This is a genomic window from Methylibium sp. T29-B, from assembly GCF_000576225.1.
Classification (GTDB): domain Bacteria; phylum Pseudomonadota; class Gammaproteobacteria; order Burkholderiales; family Burkholderiaceae_C; genus Methylibium; species Methylibium petroleiphilum.
This window is the reverse complement of the sequence record NZ_AZSN01000086.1, coordinates 1-16,374: the sequence shown is the minus strand read 5'-3', so window position 1 is coordinate 16,374 and position 16,374 is coordinate 1. Positions and strand designations below refer to the sequence as shown.

Sequence of the window (16,374 nt, the reverse complement as noted above, 5' to 3'; positions counted from 1 at the left end):
CGATGCAGGACGCGGTGCCGGTCGGCGCCGGCGCCATGGCGGCCATCCTCGGGCTGGACGCCGATGCGGTGCGCGCCGGGTGTGCCGACGCCGAGGCGGCGACCGGCGAGTCGGTGCAGGCGGCCAACTACAACGACCCGAAGCAGACCGTGATCTCCGGCAGCAAGCTCGCCGTCGACAAGGCCTGCGAACTGCTGAAGGCGGCCGGCGCCAAGCGGGCGCTCCCGCTGGCGGTGTCGGCACCTTTCCATTCGAGCCTGATGAAGCCGGCGGCCGAGCGGCTGCGCCAGCGCCTTGTCGATGTGGCGCTGGCCGCGCCGGCCATTCCGGTGCTGAACAACATCGACGTCGCCGTCGAGTCCGAGCCGGCGGCGATCCGCGACGCGCTCTACCGCCAGGCCTTCGGTCCGGTCCGCTGGGTCGAGACGGTGCAGGCGCTCAAGGCCCGCGGTGTGTCGACCGTCGTGGAGTGCGGGCCGGGCAAGGTGCTGGCCGGGCTGGTGAAGCGGGTTGATGCCGAGCTGGCCGTGCTGAACATCTTCGATCCGGCCAGCCTGGCCGAGACCCAAGGAGCCCTGGCATGAGCGCGGACGCTTCGGTGACGACGCAGGTGGCCCTGGTGACGGGCGCGAGCCGCGGCATCGGCCGCGCGATCGCGACCACGCTGGCCGAGCGCGGCTTCAAGGTCGTCGGCACGGCGACCAGTGAATCCGGCGCGGCAGCAATCGGCGAGGCGCTGGCCCCCCTGGGCGGGCGCGGGTTGGTGCTGAACGTGAACGACGGCGCGGCGCTTGAGGCGGCAGTCGACACCATCGTCAAGCAGGACGGCGGACTGCACGTGCTGGTCAACAACGCCGGCATCACGCGTGACACGCTGTCGATGCGCATGAAGGACGACGACTGGGACGCCGTGCTCGACACCAACCTGAAGGCGGTGTTCCGTGCCAGCCGCGCGGTGATCCGGCCGATGATGAAGCAGCGCTACGGTCGCATCGTCAACATCACCTCCGTGGTGGGGGCAAGCGGCAATCCGGGCCAGGCCAACTACGCCGCGGCGAAGGCCGGCGTCGCCGGCATGACGCGCTCGCTGGCCCGTGAACTGGGCAGCCGGGGCATCACGGTCAACTGCGTGGCGCCGGGTTTCATCGCGACCGACATGACCGACGGACTGCCCGAGGCGCAGAAGGCCGCGCTGCTGGGGCAGATCCCGCTGGGGCGCCTGGGCGCGCCGGAGGAGATCGCCGATGCGGTGGCCTTCCTGGCGTCGAGACAGGCCGGCTACATCACGGGGACCGAACTGCACGTCAACGGCGGCATGTTCATGAATTGAGCGTCGAACAGAGCGCGGTGCGACCCGTCGCCCCGGGGTCGCGCCGCTGCGCCGGAGCTGTCACGCCGGAGCAACTAGAATCACGGGCTGTTTTTGCAAACTCTCCTTGGAGGAGTCATGAGCGACATCGAAGCACGCGTCAAGAAGATCATCGCCGAGCAACTCGGCGTGGCCGAAGGCGAGGTCACCAATGAAAAAGCCTTCGTCGCCGATCTGGGCGCGGATTCGCTGGACACCGTGGAACTGGTGATGGCACTCGAGGACGAGTTCAGCATCGAGATCCCCGATGAAGAGGCGGAGAAGATCACGACCGTGCAGCTCGCGATCGACTACGCCAAGAGTCACGCCAAGGCCTGACGGCCGCGGTTTCCGTTTCCTTCGTTTCTCTACAGCGCATGAGCCGTCGTCGCGTCGTGGTGACCGGGCTCGGTCTCGTCACCCCCCTGGGCAACACGGTGGACGAGTCCTGGTCGCGGCTCGTGGCTGGCCAGTCCGGCATCGCCACCGTCACCAAGTTCGATGCCACCAAGCTGGCCTGCCACATCGCCGGCGAGGTGAAGGGTTTCCAGATCGAGGATTACATCCCCGCCAAGGAAGCCCGGCACATGGACACCTTCATCCACTACGGCCTCGCAGCGTCGCTGCAGGCCGTGAAGGATGCCGGGCTGCCCACGGGCGATGCTCTGAACGAGGAGCAGGCCGAGCGCATCGGTTGCCTCGTCGGCTCGGGCATCGGCGGCCTGCCGCTGATCGAGGAGACCCACGCTGAGTACGCGGCGCGCGGGGCGCGGCGGATCTCGCCGTTCTTCGTGCCGGCTCGATCATCAACATGATCTCGGGGCATCTGTCGATCCAGTGCGGCTTCACGGGGCCGAACCTCGCGATCGTGACCGCCTGCACCACCGGCCTGCACTGCATCGGCCAGTCGGCCCGCATGATCGAGGCGGGTGATGCCGACGTGATGATCGCCGGCGGTGCCGAGTCGACCGTCTCGCCGCTCGGCATCGGTGGCTTCGCCGCGGCACGTGCGCTGTCGACCCGCAACGACGATCCGGCCACCGCCTCGCGCCCCTGGGACCGCGACCGCGACGGCTTCGTGCTCGGCGAAGGGGCCGGCGTGATGGTGCTCGAGGAGTACGAGCACGCCAAGGCACGCGGCGCACGGATCTATGCGGAGCTGGCCGGCTTCGGCATGGGCGCGGACGCCTTCCACATGACGGCGCCCAACGTGGACGGCCCGAAGCGTGCGATGAAGGCCGCGTTGCGCAGCGCGGGAATCGAAGCGGGTCAGGTGCAGTACCTGAACGCGCACGGCACCTCGACGCCGCTGGGCGATCTGAACGAGAGTAACGCGATCAAGCTGGCCTTCGGCGATCACGCGAAGAAGCTGGTGGTCAATTCCACCAAGTCGATGACCGGTCACCTGCTTGGCGGCGCAGGCGGCATCGAATCGGTGTTCACCGTGCTCGCGATCCGCGACCAGGTGTCGCCGCCCACGATCAACATCTTCAACCAGGATCCGAGTGCGACCTGGACTACTGCGCGAACACTGCGCGCGAGATGAAGATCGAGCACGCCGTGAAGAACAACTTCGGTTTCGGCGGCACCAACGGCACGCTGGTGTTCAAGCGCGTCTGACGCGCGTGCCGGCCCTGAGCATTTCCCTGAACGATGCGTGCGGCTCCCGCCGTGGCGGTGACGGCGTGTCCGGGTCTGGCGCGAGCGGTGCTGCGACTCCTGTCGGCGCTGGCCGTGGGCGTGACCGCGCTGTGGGCGCTGCAGCGCGGCGACGGTCTCGCGGCGACCATCACCAGCCTGGTCGTGGCTGGCGTGGCGTGTTTGCTGTGGCGAGATCGGCGAGCCTCCGCGCAGTATCTGAAGTGGGACGGCGTCGACTGGTGGCTGGCCGCGCCGGTGGATGCGGCGGAACCGCGCATAGGCAAGGTGGCGGTGGCGCTCGACCTGGATCGCTGGTTGCTGCTGCGCTTTCGGGCGGACGGCCTCGAAGTTCCGGCGCCCGGACCCCGTACGCGCTGGCTGGCGTTGCGGCGCCACGAGCATCCGGCCGAGTGGCATGCGCTGCGCTGTGCGCTCTATTCGCCCGCGGCATCGTCCGGCGCATCGGAAGGTCCCTGAGCCGTGGCTGAGCCGACCAGTCCTGACAACGACGCCCTGCTGGTCGACCGCGTCAAGCAGGGCGACATACGCGCCTTCGAGATGCTGGTCGTCAAGTACCAGCGGCGGATCGAGCGCCTGATCGGGCGCATGGTGCGCGATGTCGACCTGGTCCAGGACATCGCGCAGGAGACCTTCATCCGCGCCTACCGGGCGATCCCGCAGTTCCGTGGCGAGAGCCAGTTCTACACCTGGCTGTACCGGATCGCGGTCAACACGGCCAAGAAGACCCTCGGCGACCTGAAGCGAGACCTGCTCGTGACCGAATCGGCACGGGCCGGCCGGGACGAGGACGGCGATGAAACTTCCCGGGTCGAGAACGAACTAACCGACGGCGAGACGCCTGACGCCTTGCTGGCATCGAAACAGATCGCCAATGCGGTGAACTCCGCGATCGAGGATCTGTCCGAAGATCTGAGGCAGGCGATCACGCTGCGCGAGATCGAAGGCCTGAGCTACGAAGAGATCGCTGACGTGATGAATTGCCCGATCGGGACGGTGCGGTCGCGCATTTTCCGGGCGCGCGAGGCGATCGCGGAGCGTTTGCGCCCGATGCTGGAGCAGCGCTCCGGCGAGCGCTGGTGAGTAGTGTGGGCGGGCCCAGGGGCCAACGGAGTGTTCAGATGAGCAATGTCGAGAACCTGCAGGGGGCCGAGGCCCTTTCGGCCCTGGTCGACGGCGAGGCCGACGCCGGCACGGCGGCCTCGCTCAGCGCGCGCTGGCGTGACGAGGCGGCTTTGCGCGAACGCTGGCACAGCTACCAGCTGATCGGTGACGTGCTGCGCTCCGAGGAGCTCGCCGGCGGGGGGCGCGACGCGGCGTTCCTTCAGCGTCTGCGCGCGCAGCTCGACCGGGAGCCGGTCGTTCTGGCGCCCCGGGCCGATCGGGTGGCCGAGGAGTCCGCTGCGGCGTTGCCCAGGCAGCGGGCCGCTGGTGGAGGATTGCGCCGCTGGGCCACGCCGGCCGCAGTGGCGGCGGGTTTCCTGGCCGTGATCGGGTCGTTGGCCGTGACCCGCCTGTCGGGGCCGCAGGCGGACGCGCCGCAGCTGGCGCAGGCGCCAGTGGTGCCGGCCGAGGCGCCCCAGCGGGTCGTCCTGTCCGCGCCCGCCGATCAGGTCGAGCCTGCCAGCGGCGTGCTGATCCGCGATGCCCGCCTCGATCAGTATCTGGCGGCGCACAAGCAGTTCGGTGGCAGCTCGGCCTTGAGCGTGCCGTCGGGCTTCCTGCGCAGCGCGACCTACGACGGCGCCACGGCGGCCGCGCGCTGAACATGCTGCAGAACATCGTCGCGCGGGGATGGCGCGCCATGCCGGCCGTCGTGCTGATGGCCGCGTTGTTGCCCTCCGCGACCCGAGCCCAGGCCGGGGGCGATCCGCTGGTCGAGGCGCGCGATGCACGCTACTGGCTGGCGCGCATCCACGAGGCGGCCGGGAAGCGCAACTTCCAGGGAACGTTCGTCGTGACGGCGGCCGGCTCGGTGGCGAGTTCGCGCATCGTGCACTTCTGCGACGGTCGCAACCAGTTCGAGCGCATCGAGTCGCTCGATGGTCAGCACCGTCAGGTCTACCGCCACAACGATCTCGTGCACAGCCTGTGGCCGCACAGCCGTGTCGCGGTGGTGGAGACGCGGCAGGCCATGGGGCAGTTCCCCCTGTTGCTGTCGGCCGGCGCTGACCGCATCGTGCCGTTCTACGACGTCAAGTCGCTGGGCGACGGGCGCGTGGCGGGGCACGAGGCCAATGTGCTGCTGCTTCAACCCAAGGACGGCTACCGCTTCGGCTACCGACTGTGGGCCGAGCGCAGCTCCGGCCTCTTGTTGCGATCCGAGGTGTTCGACGAGCGCGATGTCGTGCTGGAGACCTCGGCCTTTTCCGAGGTGTCCATCGGCGTGAAGCCCCGGCCGGAGTCGGTGCTGCAAGCGATGAAGCGACTGGACGGCTATCGCGTCGAGCGACCGACGCTGCAGCAGGTGGACATCGGGCGAGAGGGGTGGTTGCTGAATGCCTTGCCACCGGGCTTCCGGCACGTCAGCAGCGTCAAGCGCCTGATGACCGTGGCTGGAGGGGAGCAGCCCCGGCCTGCTGCTTCCCAGGAAGAGTTCCCCTTGGCGCCGCCTTCGGTGCTGCAGGTCATCTACTCCGATGGCCTCACCTACGTGTCGGTGTTCATCGAGCCCTACATGCCGCGCCTGCACCGCCGGGAGATGCTGATGTCGCTGGGTGCAACCCAGACTTTGGTGAAGCGCCGGGGTGAATGGTGGATCACCGTGATCGGCGATGTCCCCGTCGTGACCCTGCGCGCGTTCGCGGCGGCCTTGGAACCCCGCTGACGGATGCGCGATCTCACTGCGCCGGGCCGCGGGGTCCCGCGGCCAAGGCTCCCTGATCGACTGTTGGTACGAGGTGATGATGCAAGAAGCAAGAACTGAAATGCCGCGTTCGTCGTGGCGCGCGCGCTCCTGGGTCTGGGTGGCGGCGGCGAGCATCGCCGGCGCCTCGACGCTGGGGGGGCTGCTGATGTCTCCGCATGCCAGTCATGCGCAGCCGGCCGTGGCAGCGGCACGTGGCCTGCCCGACTTCACCGACCTCGTCGAGCAGGTCGGCCCGGCGGTGGTGAACATCCGGACTACCGAGCGCACCCGCGGTGGTCAACGCGGCGGTGGGGGGCCGGCCCGGAGATGGACGAGGAAATGCAGGAGTTCTTCCGTCGCTTCTTCGGCGTGCCGCCGGGGCAACTGCCTGGGCAGCGCCAGGATCCGCGGCGGCAGGCACCGGACGAAGAGCAACAGCGTGGCGTGGGTTCCGGCTTCATTTTCACGACCGACGGCTACGTGATGACCAACGCGCACGTGGTCGACGGTGCCGACGAGGTGTACGTCACGCTGACGGACAAGCGCGAGTTCAAGGCCAAGCTGATCGGTGCTGACAAGCGCACCGACGTGGCCGTGGTCAAGATCGAGGCCGCAGGCCTGCCGTCGGTGAAGATCGGCGACGTCAGCAAGTTGAAGGTCGGCGAATGGGTCATGGCGATCGGCTCGCCCTTCGGCCTGGAGAACACGGTCACGGCCGGCATCGTCAGCGCCAAGGCGCGCGACACCGGCGAGTTCGTCCCCTTCATCCAGACCGACGTGGCCATCAATCCCGGCAACTCCGGCGGTCCGTTGATCAACCTGCGCGGCGAGGTGGTCGGCATCAACTCGCAGATCCTCAGCCGCTCGGGCGGCTTCATGGGCATCTCCTTTGCCATTCCGATGGACGAAGCCACGCGCGTGGCGGACCAGTTGCGTGCCGGTGGCCGCGTGGTGCGGGGTCGCATCGGCGTGCAGATCGGCGAGGTGACGAAGGACGTGGCCGAATCGCTCGGCCTCGGCAAGGCGGCGGGGGCCCTGGTGCGTTCGGTCGAGGCCGGCGGGCCGGCCGACAAAGCCGGCGTCGAGGCGGGCGACATCATCACGCGCTTCGATGGCAAGCCGGTCGAGAAATCCAGCGACCTGCCGCGTCTGGTGGGGGGAACCAAGCCGGGGAGCAAGGCAAGCCTGCAGGTCTTCCGCCGCGGCAGCGCGCGCGATCTTGGTGTGACGGTGGCAGAACTCGAGCCCGAACCGGGACGCCGGGCGGCCGCACCGGAGAGCAAGCAGGCGCCGACGCCGAGCGTGGTGTCCGGCCTGGGCTTGACGCTGGCCAACCTGAGCGAGGAGCAGAAGCGCGAACTCAAGCTGCGTGGCGGCGTGCGTGTGGAAGCGACCGAAGGTGCGGCGGCACGCGCGGGCTTGCGTGAAGGCGACGTGATCCTGTCGGTCGGCAATGTCGAGATCGTCGACGTGAAGCAGTTCGAGGCCGTGATCGCCAAGGTCGACAAGAGCAAGCCCATCAACGTGCTGTTCAGGCGAGGAGAGTGGGCGCAGTACGCGCTGATCCGCACGGCGACCCGCTGATGCAGCGCGGGGAAGGGCGGCGCGACGGTCGATCCGGGTCGTCAAGCCGTCGCCCCAGTCGTCAGTCTGGTTTTCCGCCAGCTGAAATCGATTCGGCGATTTGTGGAAGCCTTGAAATCTTCTAAAAAGTGGGTGTGTGCACACACCCACTTTTTAGTGTTCGAATTAGGCTTGAAATTCACTAGAATTCCGCCGAATCTCGCCCCTTTATGCGCGGCGCAAAACAATAGTCGGCATGCCAAAGATCGTCCACAGGACACCCACAGGGGTTTGTGGATAACATGTGCATGAATTCCATTGTTGGCACGCTGCAACGACGCAAAACCGAGCATCGGCGCGGTTTCCGGCCCGGTTGATGTGGCTACAATGAAAGCCCAACGAAGCAGTTGCCAAACGTTTTTTGTTGGAAGGCGCGTCACCGGTTTGACGTGCCTTTTTTTATGTGCGGCACGGACCGCCCAGCCCTCATCCCGCTTCGCGACACGAGCACCCGGCGCAACGGCAGCGCTCTTGTGACTCCCGCTTGAAGCGCAGCGCAGTACGACGACGACAGGTCAGATGGACCACATCCGCAATTTCTCGATCATTGCCCACATCGATCACGGCAAGAGCACCCTGGCCGACCGGATCATCCAGCGCTGCGGTGGCCTGAGCGATCGCGAGATGGAAGCCCAGGTGCTGGACTCGATGGACATCGAGCGTGAGCGTGGCATCACGATCAAGGCGCAGACGGCGGCGCTGAACTACAAGGCGCGCGATGGCCGGGTCTATCAACTCAACCTGATCGACACGCCGGGGCACGTGGACTTTAGTTACGAGGTCAGTCGCTCGCTGTCGGCTTGCGAGGGGGCTCTGCTGGTGGTCGATGCGTCGCAGGGTGTCGAGGCGCAGACGGTGGCGAACTGCTACACCGCGCTCGACCTGGGCGTCGAGGTGGTGCCGGTGCTCAACAAGATGGATCTGCCCCAGGCTGATCCGGAGAACGCCAAGGCCGAGATCGAGGACGTGATCGGCATCGACGCCGAGCATGCGATCCCCTGCTCTGCGAAGACGGGCGAGGGCATCGACGAGATCCTCGAGGCAGTGATCACCCGCATGCCGGCTCCCCGTGGCCAGCCCGACGGGCCGCCGCGCGCGATGATCATCGACTCCTGGTTCGACAACTACGTCGGCGTCGTGATGCTGGTGCGCATGGTCGACGGCGTGCTCCGCAAGGGAGACCGCATCCGGATGATGGCCACCGACACCGTGTATCCGCTGGAACAGTTGGGGGTTTTCGCGCCGAAGTCCGAATCTCGCGAGCAATTGAAGGCGGGCGAGGTCGGCTTCCTGATCGCTGGCATCAAGGAACTGCAGGCCGCCAAGGTCGGCGACACCATCACGCTCGAGAAGAAGTTGCCCAACAACGCCGGGCCGGCCAGTGAGCCGTTGCCCGGCTTCAAGGAGATCCAGCCGCAGGTCTTCGCCGGGCTCTATCCGACCGAGGCCAGCGAGTACGACCAGCTGCGCGACGCGCTAGAGAAGCTCAAGCTCAACGACTCCTCGCTGCGCTACGAACCCGAGGTGAGCCAGGCGCTGGGCTTCGGCTTCCGCTGCGGCTTCCTCGGCCTGCTGCACATGGAGATCGTGCAGGAGCGCCTGGAGCGCGAGTTCGACCAGGACCTGATCACCACTGCGCCCAGCGTCGTCTACCAGGTGCAGCTCGGTGGCCTGGCGGGCGAGGTGATCGAGGTCGAGAACCCATCGAAGATGCCCGAGATCGGCAAGATCGCCGAGATCCGCGAGCCCATCGTCACTGTCCACCTCTACATGCCGCAGGACTACGTCGGCCCGGTGATGACGCTGGCCAACCAGAAGCGCGGCGTCCAGCTCAACATGGCCTACCACGGCCGCCAGGTCATGCTGACCTACGAGATGCCGCTCGCCGAGATCGTGCTGGACTTCTTCGACAAGCTGAAGTCGGTGTCGCGCGGCTACGCTTCGATGGACTACGAGTTCAAGGAATACCGCGCGGCCGACGTCGTGAAGGTCGACATCCTGATCAACGGCGACCGGGTCGATGCGCTGTCGATCATCGTGCACCGCAGCCAGAGCCAGTATCGGGGCCGCGCCGTGGTGGCCAAGATGCGCGAGATCATCTCGCGGCAGATGTACGACGTGGCCATCCAGGCAGCCATCGGCGCCAACATCATCGCGCGGGAGAACATCAAGGCCTTGCGCAAGAACGTGCTGGCAAAATGCTACGGTGGCGATATCAGCCGCAAGCGCAAGCTGCTCGAAAAACAGAAGGCTGGCAAGAAACGCATGAAGCAAATCGGCTCCGTCGAGGTGCCGCAGGAAGCGTTCCTGGCCATCCTCCAAGTAGACGACTGAACACTTCATGAGTGCATTGACCGGGCTGCTCTATGGCGCCCTCGTGGTTTACCTGGGCGGCTGGTATCTCGGCTCCTGGAGCGGCAACTTCTCGCTGCTGCTCTTCATCCTGACGCTGGCGACCTTCGGCTACTGGCTGGCCGAGCGCCTGCACTTCCTGCCGCGACGCGTGGCGGCGGCCTCGGCACTGGAGGCGCAGGATGCGCATCGGCGCAGCGAACTGCAGCGCCAGGGCATCCAGCAGGTCGATGGCAACGTGGCCGTGGCGCGGGAGCGCGTACTGGCCCAGCCGTGGTGGCTGGACTGGACCGCGGGCCTGTTCCCGGTGATCCTGGCGGTCTTCCTGCTGCGCTCCTTCCTGTTCGAGCCGTTCAAGATTCCGTCAGGCTCCATGATCCCCACGCTGGCGATCGGCGATCTCATCCTCGTGAACAAGTTCCACTATGGGGTGAGGCTGCCGGTGATCAACAAGATGATCCTCGCCAACAATGAGCCCAGCGTGGCGACGTGATGGTGTTTCGCTATCCGGTCGAGCCAGGTGTCGACTACATCAAGCGCGTGGTCGGTCTGCCGGGTGATGAAGTGGCCTACCTGAACAAGAAGCTCTCGATCAATGGTCAGCCGGTGGAAACACGGCCGCTGCCGGATTTCTACGACGAGGACTCGCTGCGCTATGCCCAGCAGGCAAGTGAAAAGCTCGGCGCCGTCGAGCACCGCATCCTGACCGACAAGGACCGTCCCGGCTTCGTGATCCCGATGCCCCAGTTCCAGAACTTCCGCGACAACTGCCGCTACAACGCCGAAGGCGTGGTGTGCACCGTGCCCCCGGGCCACTACTTCATGATGGGCGACAACCGGGACAATTCGCAGGATTCGCGCTACTGGGGCTTCGTGCCCAACGAGAACATCGTCGGCAAGGCCTTCTTTGTCTGGATGAATTTCGGTAACCTCAGGCGAATCGGCTCCTTCCATTGAGCCGGCGCTTTACCAGGAGAACAACGATGGCCTTCGCAGCGTCGGCAACATCGGGTGCGGTCCGCGCGCGCCCTGCCCAGAGAGGCGTCACCCTGATCGGCCTGCTGTTCTGGGCCATCATCATCGCCTGCGTCGCGTTGGTCGGCCTGAAGGTGCTGCCGACCGTCAACGAGTATTTCACCATCCAGCGAGCGGTCAACAAGGTCGCCAAGGAGGGGGGCAGCACCGTGCCGGAGATCCGGGCCGCCTTCGACCGCCAGAAGGACATCGAATATTCGATCTCGTCCATCAGCGGCAAGGACCTCGAGATCACGAAGGAGAACGAGAAGGTCGTGGTGAAGTTCGCCTACGACAAGGAGCTCGAGCTGATCCAGCCGGTCTTCCTGCTGATCAAGTACCGGGGGCACTCGCAGTGAGGCCGTGCCGCGCCGCCGCCGGCAGGCGCGCGGTGCGGTCGGCGACGCCGTGAGCGACATCCCTGCCGCCTTCGACTCGCTGCAGGTCCGTCTCGGGCACCGCTTCGCGCAGGTCGACCTGCTGGGCCGGGCGCTGACCCACAAGAGCTTCGGCGCCCACAACAACGAACGGCTCGAGTTCCTCGGCGACGCGGTGTTGTCGGCCGCCATCTCGGGCCTGCTGTTCGAGCATTTCGGCCAGTCCGGCGAGGGCGACCTGACCCGGGTGCGTGCCCACCTGGTGCGCGAAGAGATGCTGCACCGCCTAGCGCTGGATCTCGGCCTGCCGGCCCTGCTGCGCCTGAGCGAGGGCGAGGCGCGCAGCGGCGGCGCCCGGCGTCCGTCGATCCTGGCCGACGCGGTGGAGGCCTTGATCGCCGCGGTCTACCTCGACGGCGGCTTCGCGTCGGCGCAGGCCCTGGTCGAGCGCCTCTTCACGCCGCTGGTCGCCAGCACCGCGGCCGAAGCCTGGACGCGCGACCCCAAGACCGAACTGCAGGAATGGCTGCAGGCCCGCCGCCAGCCGGTGCCCGGATATCGCATCGAATCGACCCGCGGACGCCAGCACGAGCAGATGTTCACCGTGGTCTGCAGCATCCCGTCGCGTTCGCTCGAAGTTCGCGGTGAGGGGCGGTCCCGGCGTGCCGCCGAGCAGGAGGCCGCCCGTGCGGCGCTGGCTACACTGAAGCCAGACGAAACCGAGCGCCCATGAACGACAGCACCACCGCCGTCCCTGCTGCGGGCGCAGACATGCCCGAGCAGCGCTGCGGCCTCGTGGCGATCGTCGGCCGGCCCAATGTCGGCAAGTCGACCCTGCTCAACGCCCTGGTCGGGCAGAAGGTCAGCATCACCTCACGCAAGGCGCAGACCACGCGCCACCGCATCACCGGCATCCGCAGCGCCGACGCGGCGCAGTTCGTGTTCGTCGACACCCCCGGCTTCCAGACCCGCCACACCGTCAAGGGCGCCGGCGCGCTGAACCGCAACCTGAACAAGACCGTCCAGTCGGTGATGGGCGACGTGGACGTGGTGCTGTTCGTCGTCGAGGCCGGCCGCTTCGGGCTCGACGATGCCAAGGTGCTGTCGCTCGTGCCGCCGGGCAAGCCGACGCTGCTGGTCGCGAACAAGCTCGACCTGGTGCGCCGCCGCGCCGAACTCGCGCCCTGGCTCAAGAGCATGCAGGAGCGCCATCCGTTCGCCGAGTTCGTGCCGCTGGCGGCCACCAGCCCCGACGACGTGCGGCGCCTGCTCCAGATCGTCCAACCCTACCTGCCCGAGCAGCCGTGGTTCTACGACGAGGAGGCCCTGACCGATCGCAGCGAGCGCTTCCTCGCCAGCGAGATCATCCGCGAGAAGCTGTTCCGGCTGACCGGGGACGAGCTTCCGTACACGTCGACCGTGGTGATCGACGAGTTCAAGGAAGAGGGCGCGCTGCGCCGTATCGCCGCCACCATCATCGTCGAGCGCGAGGCCCACAAGGGCATGGTCATCGGCGACAAGGGGGAGCGCCTGAAGCGCATCGGCACCGATGCGCGCGTCGAGCTCGAGCGCCTGATGGACGGCAAGGTCTTCCTCGAAATCTGGGTCAAGGTGCGTTCCGGCTGGGCCGACGACGAGGCCCGTCTCAAGAGCTACGGCTACGAGTGAGAGCCGCCGCGTCGCGCGTCGTCGGCGCCACCCCGCAGGCTGCCCGTGGCGGCCGTGCTGCGGCCCCGGTGCTGCAGCCGGCCTACTTGCTGCACCGTTACGACTGGAGCGAATCCAGCCTGATCCTCGACCTCTTCACCCGCGAGCACGGCCGCGTGGCGGTCGCGGCCAAGGGAGCGAAGCGGCCCTACTCCCAGCTGCGCGCGGTGCTGCTGCCGTTCCAGCGGTTGCAGGTGGCCTATGGTGTGCGGCGCCCTCGGGAGGGCGAGGGCGACGGCGGCGAGGTGCAGCCGCTGAAGACTGCCGAATGGGCCGGCGGCCCGGCGATGCTCGGTGGGGCGGCGCTGCTGACCGGCTTCTACCTCAACGAACTGTTGATGAAGCTGCTGGCCCGGCAGGACCCGCACCCGGCCCTGTTCGACGCCTATGCGCACACGTTGCCGGCGCTGGGGGCGAGCGACGATGCGCGGGTCGAGGCGGCGCTGCGCGGCTTCGAGCTGGTGCTGCTGCGCGAGATCGGCCTGCTGCCCGAACTCGGCCGCGTCACGCTGACTCAGCAGCCGCTGGGCGGCGGCGTTCGGCATGCGCTGAAGGCCGAGTCCGGCCTGGTGGCCGCAGCCGCGGGCGAGGTGGGCCTGGTGGCGGACGACTGGCGGGCCCTGCAGGCCGCGCTCGATGCCGACGATCTGGCGGCGCTGCAGCGCGCCTGCCTGCCGGTGCTGGCCGACCTCAAGCCGATGCTGCGCAACCTGCTTCACTATCATCTGGCCACGCCGGTGCTGCGCACGCGGCAGTTGATGATGGACCTGCAGAACCTCGACCGCTGACGAGCTGACGTTTCGATGAATCCGCTGATCTCCTCCGGCCACTCTTTCCACGCCGCGACGACCGCGCTGTCGGTCAACCTGAACAAGGTTGCGCTGCTGCGCAACACGCGGCCGCTGACGATCCCGAGCGTCACGCGTGCCGCCCGCATCGCGATCGACGCGGGGGCGCACGGCATCACCGTGCACCCGCGGCCCGACCAGCGCCACATCCGCACCCACGACGTGCACGACCTGGCCGAGATGCTGAAGCAGGAGCATCCGCACATCGAATACAACCTCGAGGGCAATCCCTTCCACAACCTGATGGACCTGGTGCGCGTGGTGCGTCCGCACCAGGTCACCTTCGTGCCCGACAGCGTCGAGCAGTCCACCTCCGACCACGGCTGGAACCTGCCCGAGGACAACGAGGCGCTGAGACCGCTGATCGACGAATGCCATGCGCTCGGCGTGCGCGTCAGCCTGTTCATGGACCCGCTGCCCGAGGCGATGGCCCAGGCCCGTGCCATCGGGGCCGACCGCGTCGAGCTCTACACCGAGGCCTATGCGCGCTCGCATGCCGAAGGCGCCGGCACGCCGCAGCATGCGGCGCTGCTGGCCTGCTACACCGCCAGCGCCGAGGCCGCGCTGGGCGTCGGCCTGGGGCTCAACGCCGGCCACGACCTGAACCGCGACAACCTGACCGCCTTCCTCCGCGCCGTGCCCGGCGTGCTGGAGGTGTCGATCGGCCACGCACTGATCGCCGACGCGCTGGAGCTGGGGCTGGCCGAGACGGTGCGCGACTACCTGCGCTGCATCCACCGCGCCCACGCGTAGCCCCGGCATGATCTTCGGGATCGGCACCGACATCTGCGACATTCGTCGCCTGCGCGCGACCTACGCACGTCGCGGCGAGCGCTTTGCGGAGAAGGTGCTGGGCCCGCAGGAGATCGAGGTGTTCCGCTACCGCCTGGCCAAGGTGGAGGCGCGGGGCCTCAGCTACCTGGCCACGCGCTTCTCGGCCAAGGAGGCCTTCTCGAAGGCGATCGGCACCGGCATGCGCACGCCGATGAGCTGGCGTGCCTGCCAGATCCTCAACGCGCGCAGCGGCAAGCCGGAGATCCGCCTGCACGGACCGCTGGCCGCCTGGTTCGAGGCACAGGGCCTGCGCGCCCACGTCAGCGTCACCGACGAAACCGACTACGCGGCGAGCTTCGTCGTGGTCGAGACCCAGGAAGCCTAGATGAACCACGCCCCCATCGTCCTCGACATCGCGGGGACCGCGCTCGACGCCAACGACCGGCGCCGCCTGCGTCACCCGCTGGTCGGCGGGCTGATCCTGTTCGCCCGCAACTGGCAGCACCGCGCCCAGCTGACCTCGCTCACTGCGGAGATCAAGGCGCTGCGCCCCGACGTGCTGGTCTGCGTCGACCATGAAGGCGGGCGCGTGCAGCGCTTCCGCAGCGACGGCTTCACCCACCTGCCGCCGATGCGGGCGCTGGGCGAACGCTGGATGCAGGACGCGCTGGCTGCCACCGATGCCGCCACCGCCTGCGGCTACGTGCTGGCCACCGAACTGCGTGCCTGCGGCGTCGACTTCAGCTTCGCGCCGGTGCTCGACCTCGACCACGGCCCGAGCGGCGTGATCGGCGACCGTGCCTTCCACCGCGATCCGCGTGTGGCCACGCTGCTGGCCAAGAGCCTGATGCACGGCCTGCTGCTGGCCGGCATGGCGAGCTGCGGCAAGCATTTCCCGGGGCACGGCTACGTGGCCGCCGATTCGCACACCGAGGTGCCAGTCGATCGCCGCACGCTGCGCCAGATTCTCGGCGACGATGCCCGGCCCTACGAGTGGCTCTCCACCTCGCTCCCCAGCGTGATGCCGGCGCACGTGATCTACCCGAAGGTCGATGCGCGGCCCGCCGGCTTCTCGCCGCGCTGGCTGCAGGACATCCTGCGCGGCCGGCTCGGCTTCACCGGCGCGATCTTCAGCGACGACCTCAGCATGCAGGCGCGACCGTCGCCGGCACGCCTACCGAGGCCGGCATCGCCGCGCTGAAGGCCGGCTGCGACCTGGTGCTGTTGTGCAACCGGTCTCTCGACGGCGGCGCACCGCTCGACGCACTGATCGACGGGCTGGAGACGGCGCTCGAGCGCGGTCGCTGGCAGGCCAGCGCCGACAGCGAGGCGCGTCGCCTCGACCTGCTGCCGCAGACGGCGCCGTTGCCCTGGGACGAGCTGATGCACCACGCGCCCTACCAGCGCGCGCTCAACCAACTGCCCTGAGGGGATGCCGTGCCGCCGGCACCGCGGCCCATGAAAAAACGCCCCCGGGCCGCGAAGACCCGGGGGCGTTGTCCTCGGCCCTGGCGCGGGCTCAGCGGCCTTCGAACGGCAGCTTGATCTGCGACAGGTCCTTGCGCGTCTCCACCAGCACCAGCGGGCCGTCGTCGATCGCAACCACCGGTTTCGGCTCGCGCGGCACATGCACCGGCTTCGGTGCATCGGCCATCGCCTGCTGCACCGCGCGCACCTTGTCCGCGTCGGAGTTCACCCACTGCAGGCCGGCGCCGGTGGCCACCGCGGCGAGGTCGTCGATCGGCAGCGCGTAGGGCGGCAAGGCGGCGGCAGCCGCAGGCGGCGCAGCATCGGCGACCGGTCGATCGCGACGGCGCGGGTGCA

Annotated in this window: 15 protein-coding genes and 4 pseudogenes; 18 read left to right on the top strand and 1 reads right to left on the bottom strand. The window is 68.0% G+C overall.

The window, feature by feature from the left end; genetic code table 11:
• The 18 genes and pseudogenes from Y694_RS13900 to nagZ all read left to right on the top strand — a co-directional run.
• Positions 1-584: ACP S-malonyltransferase (locus tag Y694_RS13900; RefSeq protein WP_036233399.1), on the top strand; the 584-nt coding region annotated here is incomplete at its 5' end.
• Positions 581-1,330 (top strand): 3-oxoacyl-ACP reductase FabG, encoded by a 750-nt coding sequence (fabG, locus tag Y694_RS13895; protein WP_011828238.1) that lies wholly within the window; start codon positions 581-583, stop codon positions 1,328-1,330. The genes Y694_RS13900 and fabG, both read left to right, overlap by 4 nt.
• 117 nt (positions 1,331-1,447) lie before the next feature.
• On the top strand, positions 1,448-1,687 hold the full coding sequence (gene acpP, locus Y694_RS13890; RefSeq protein WP_011828239.1) for an acyl carrier protein: 240 nt from the start codon (positions 1,448-1,450) through the stop codon (positions 1,685-1,687).
• A 38-nt stretch (positions 1,688-1,725) separates the two neighbouring features.
• A pseudogene (gene fabF, locus Y694_RS13885) lies at positions 1,726-2,968 on the top strand (beta-ketoacyl-ACP synthase II).
• Between the two features lie 33 nt (positions 2,969-3,001).
• On the top strand, positions 3,002-3,466 hold the full coding sequence (locus Y694_RS22620) for a hypothetical protein (RefSeq protein WP_152543478.1): 465 nt from the start codon (positions 3,002-3,004) through the stop codon (positions 3,464-3,466).
• Between the two features lie 3 nt (positions 3,467-3,469).
• Positions 3,470-4,090: an RNA polymerase sigma factor RpoE gene (rpoE, locus tag Y694_RS13875; RefSeq protein WP_036233396.1), complete on the top strand. Its 621-nt coding sequence runs from the start codon at positions 3,470-3,472 to the stop codon at positions 4,088-4,090.
• A 38-nt stretch (positions 4,091-4,128) separates the two neighbouring features.
• Positions 4,129-4,773 (top strand): sigma-E factor negative regulatory protein, encoded by a 645-nt coding sequence (locus tag Y694_RS13870; RefSeq protein WP_011828243.1) that lies wholly within the window; start codon positions 4,129-4,131, stop codon positions 4,771-4,773.
• A gap of 2 nt (positions 4,774-4,775) precedes the next feature.
• On the top strand, positions 4,776-5,834 hold the full coding sequence (locus Y694_RS13865; protein WP_036233393.1) for a MucB/RseB C-terminal domain-containing protein: 1,059 nt from the start codon (positions 4,776-4,778) through the stop codon (positions 5,832-5,834).
• A 187-nt stretch (positions 5,835-6,021) separates the two neighbouring features.
• Positions 6,022-7,439, top strand: a pseudogene (locus Y694_RS13860) (DegQ family serine endoprotease).
• A gap of 558 nt (positions 7,440-7,997) precedes the next feature.
• Positions 7,998-9,812 (top strand): translation elongation factor 4, encoded by a 1,815-nt coding sequence (lepA, locus tag Y694_RS13855; protein ID WP_036233390.1) that lies wholly within the window; start codon positions 7,998-8,000, stop codon positions 9,810-9,812.
• Between the two features lie 7 nt (positions 9,813-9,819).
• A pseudogene (gene lepB / locus Y694_RS13850) lies at positions 9,820-10,787 on the top strand (signal peptidase I).
• Positions 10,788-10,813: 26 nt separating this feature from the next.
• Positions 10,814-11,203, top strand: a complete 390-nt coding sequence (locus Y694_RS13845; protein ID WP_051495779.1) for a DUF4845 domain-containing protein — start codon at positions 10,814-10,816, stop codon at positions 11,201-11,203.
• A gap of 58 nt (positions 11,204-11,261) precedes the next feature.
• A complete protein-coding gene (rnc, locus tag Y694_RS13840) occupies positions 11,262-11,954 on the top strand; it encodes a ribonuclease III (RefSeq protein WP_036233409.1) in 693 nt (230 codons plus the stop codon).
• Positions 11,951-12,889 (top strand): GTPase Era, encoded by a 939-nt coding sequence (era, locus tag Y694_RS13835; protein ID WP_036233387.1) that lies wholly within the window; start codon positions 11,951-11,953, stop codon positions 12,887-12,889. Before rnc ends, era begins: the two co-directional genes overlap by 4 nt.
• A 68-nt stretch (positions 12,890-12,957) precedes the next feature.
• A complete protein-coding gene (recO, locus tag Y694_RS13830; protein ID WP_036233406.1) occupies positions 12,958-13,716 on the top strand; it encodes a DNA repair protein RecO in 759 nt (252 codons plus the stop codon).
• Between the two features lie 15 nt (positions 13,717-13,731).
• On the top strand, positions 13,732-14,529 hold the full coding sequence (locus Y694_RS13825) for a pyridoxine 5'-phosphate synthase (RefSeq protein WP_152543477.1): 798 nt from the start codon (positions 13,732-13,734) through the stop codon (positions 14,527-14,529).
• 7 nt (positions 14,530-14,536) lie between these two features.
• On the top strand, positions 14,537-14,935 hold the full coding sequence (gene acpS / locus Y694_RS13820; protein WP_036233384.1) for a holo-ACP synthase: 399 nt from the start codon (positions 14,537-14,539) through the stop codon (positions 14,933-14,935).
• Positions 14,936-15,978, top strand: a pseudogene (gene nagZ, locus Y694_RS13815) (beta-N-acetylhexosaminidase).
• Between the two features lie 91 nt (positions 15,979-16,069).
• Here nagZ and Y694_RS13810 read toward each other — a convergent pair.
• The coding region (locus Y694_RS13810) for a hypothetical protein (RefSeq protein WP_036233381.1) at positions 16,070-16,374 on the bottom strand (305 nt) is incomplete at its 5' end.

What these genes read in the sequence shown, in the direction of transcription:
- fabG (WP_011828238.1), top strand. Translation starts at nt 581, where the DNA reads ATGAGCGCGGACGCTTCGGTGACGACGCAGGTGGCCCTGGTGACGGGC.
- acpP (WP_011828239.1), top strand. Translation starts at nt 1,448, where the DNA reads ATGAGCGACATCGAAGCACGCGTCAAGAAGATCATCGCCGAGCAACTC.
- Y694_RS22620 (WP_152543478.1), top strand. Translation starts at nt 3,002, where the DNA reads ATGCGTGCGGCTCCCGCCGTGGCGGTGACGGCGTGTCCGGGTCTGGCG.
- Y694_RS13870 (WP_011828243.1), top strand. Translation starts at nt 4,129, where the DNA reads ATGAGCAATGTCGAGAACCTGCAGGGGGCCGAGGCCCTTTCGGCCCTG.
- Y694_RS13865 (WP_036233393.1), top strand. Translation starts at nt 4,776, where the DNA reads ATGCTGCAGAACATCGTCGCGCGGGGATGGCGCGCCATGCCGGCCGTC.
- lepA (WP_036233390.1), top strand. Translation starts at nt 7,998, where the DNA reads ATGGACCACATCCGCAATTTCTCGATCATTGCCCACATCGATCACGGC.
- Y694_RS13845 (WP_051495779.1), top strand. Translation starts at nt 10,814, where the DNA reads ATGGCCTTCGCAGCGTCGGCAACATCGGGTGCGGTCCGCGCGCGCCCT.
- era (WP_036233387.1), top strand. Translation starts at nt 11,951, where the DNA reads ATGAACGACAGCACCACCGCCGTCCCTGCTGCGGGCGCAGACATGCCC.
- Y694_RS13825 (WP_152543477.1), top strand. Translation starts at nt 13,732, where the DNA reads ATGAATCCGCTGATCTCCTCCGGCCACTCTTTCCACGCCGCGACGACC.
- acpS (WP_036233384.1), top strand. Translation starts at nt 14,537, where the DNA reads ATGATCTTCGGGATCGGCACCGACATCTGCGACATTCGTCGCCTGCGC.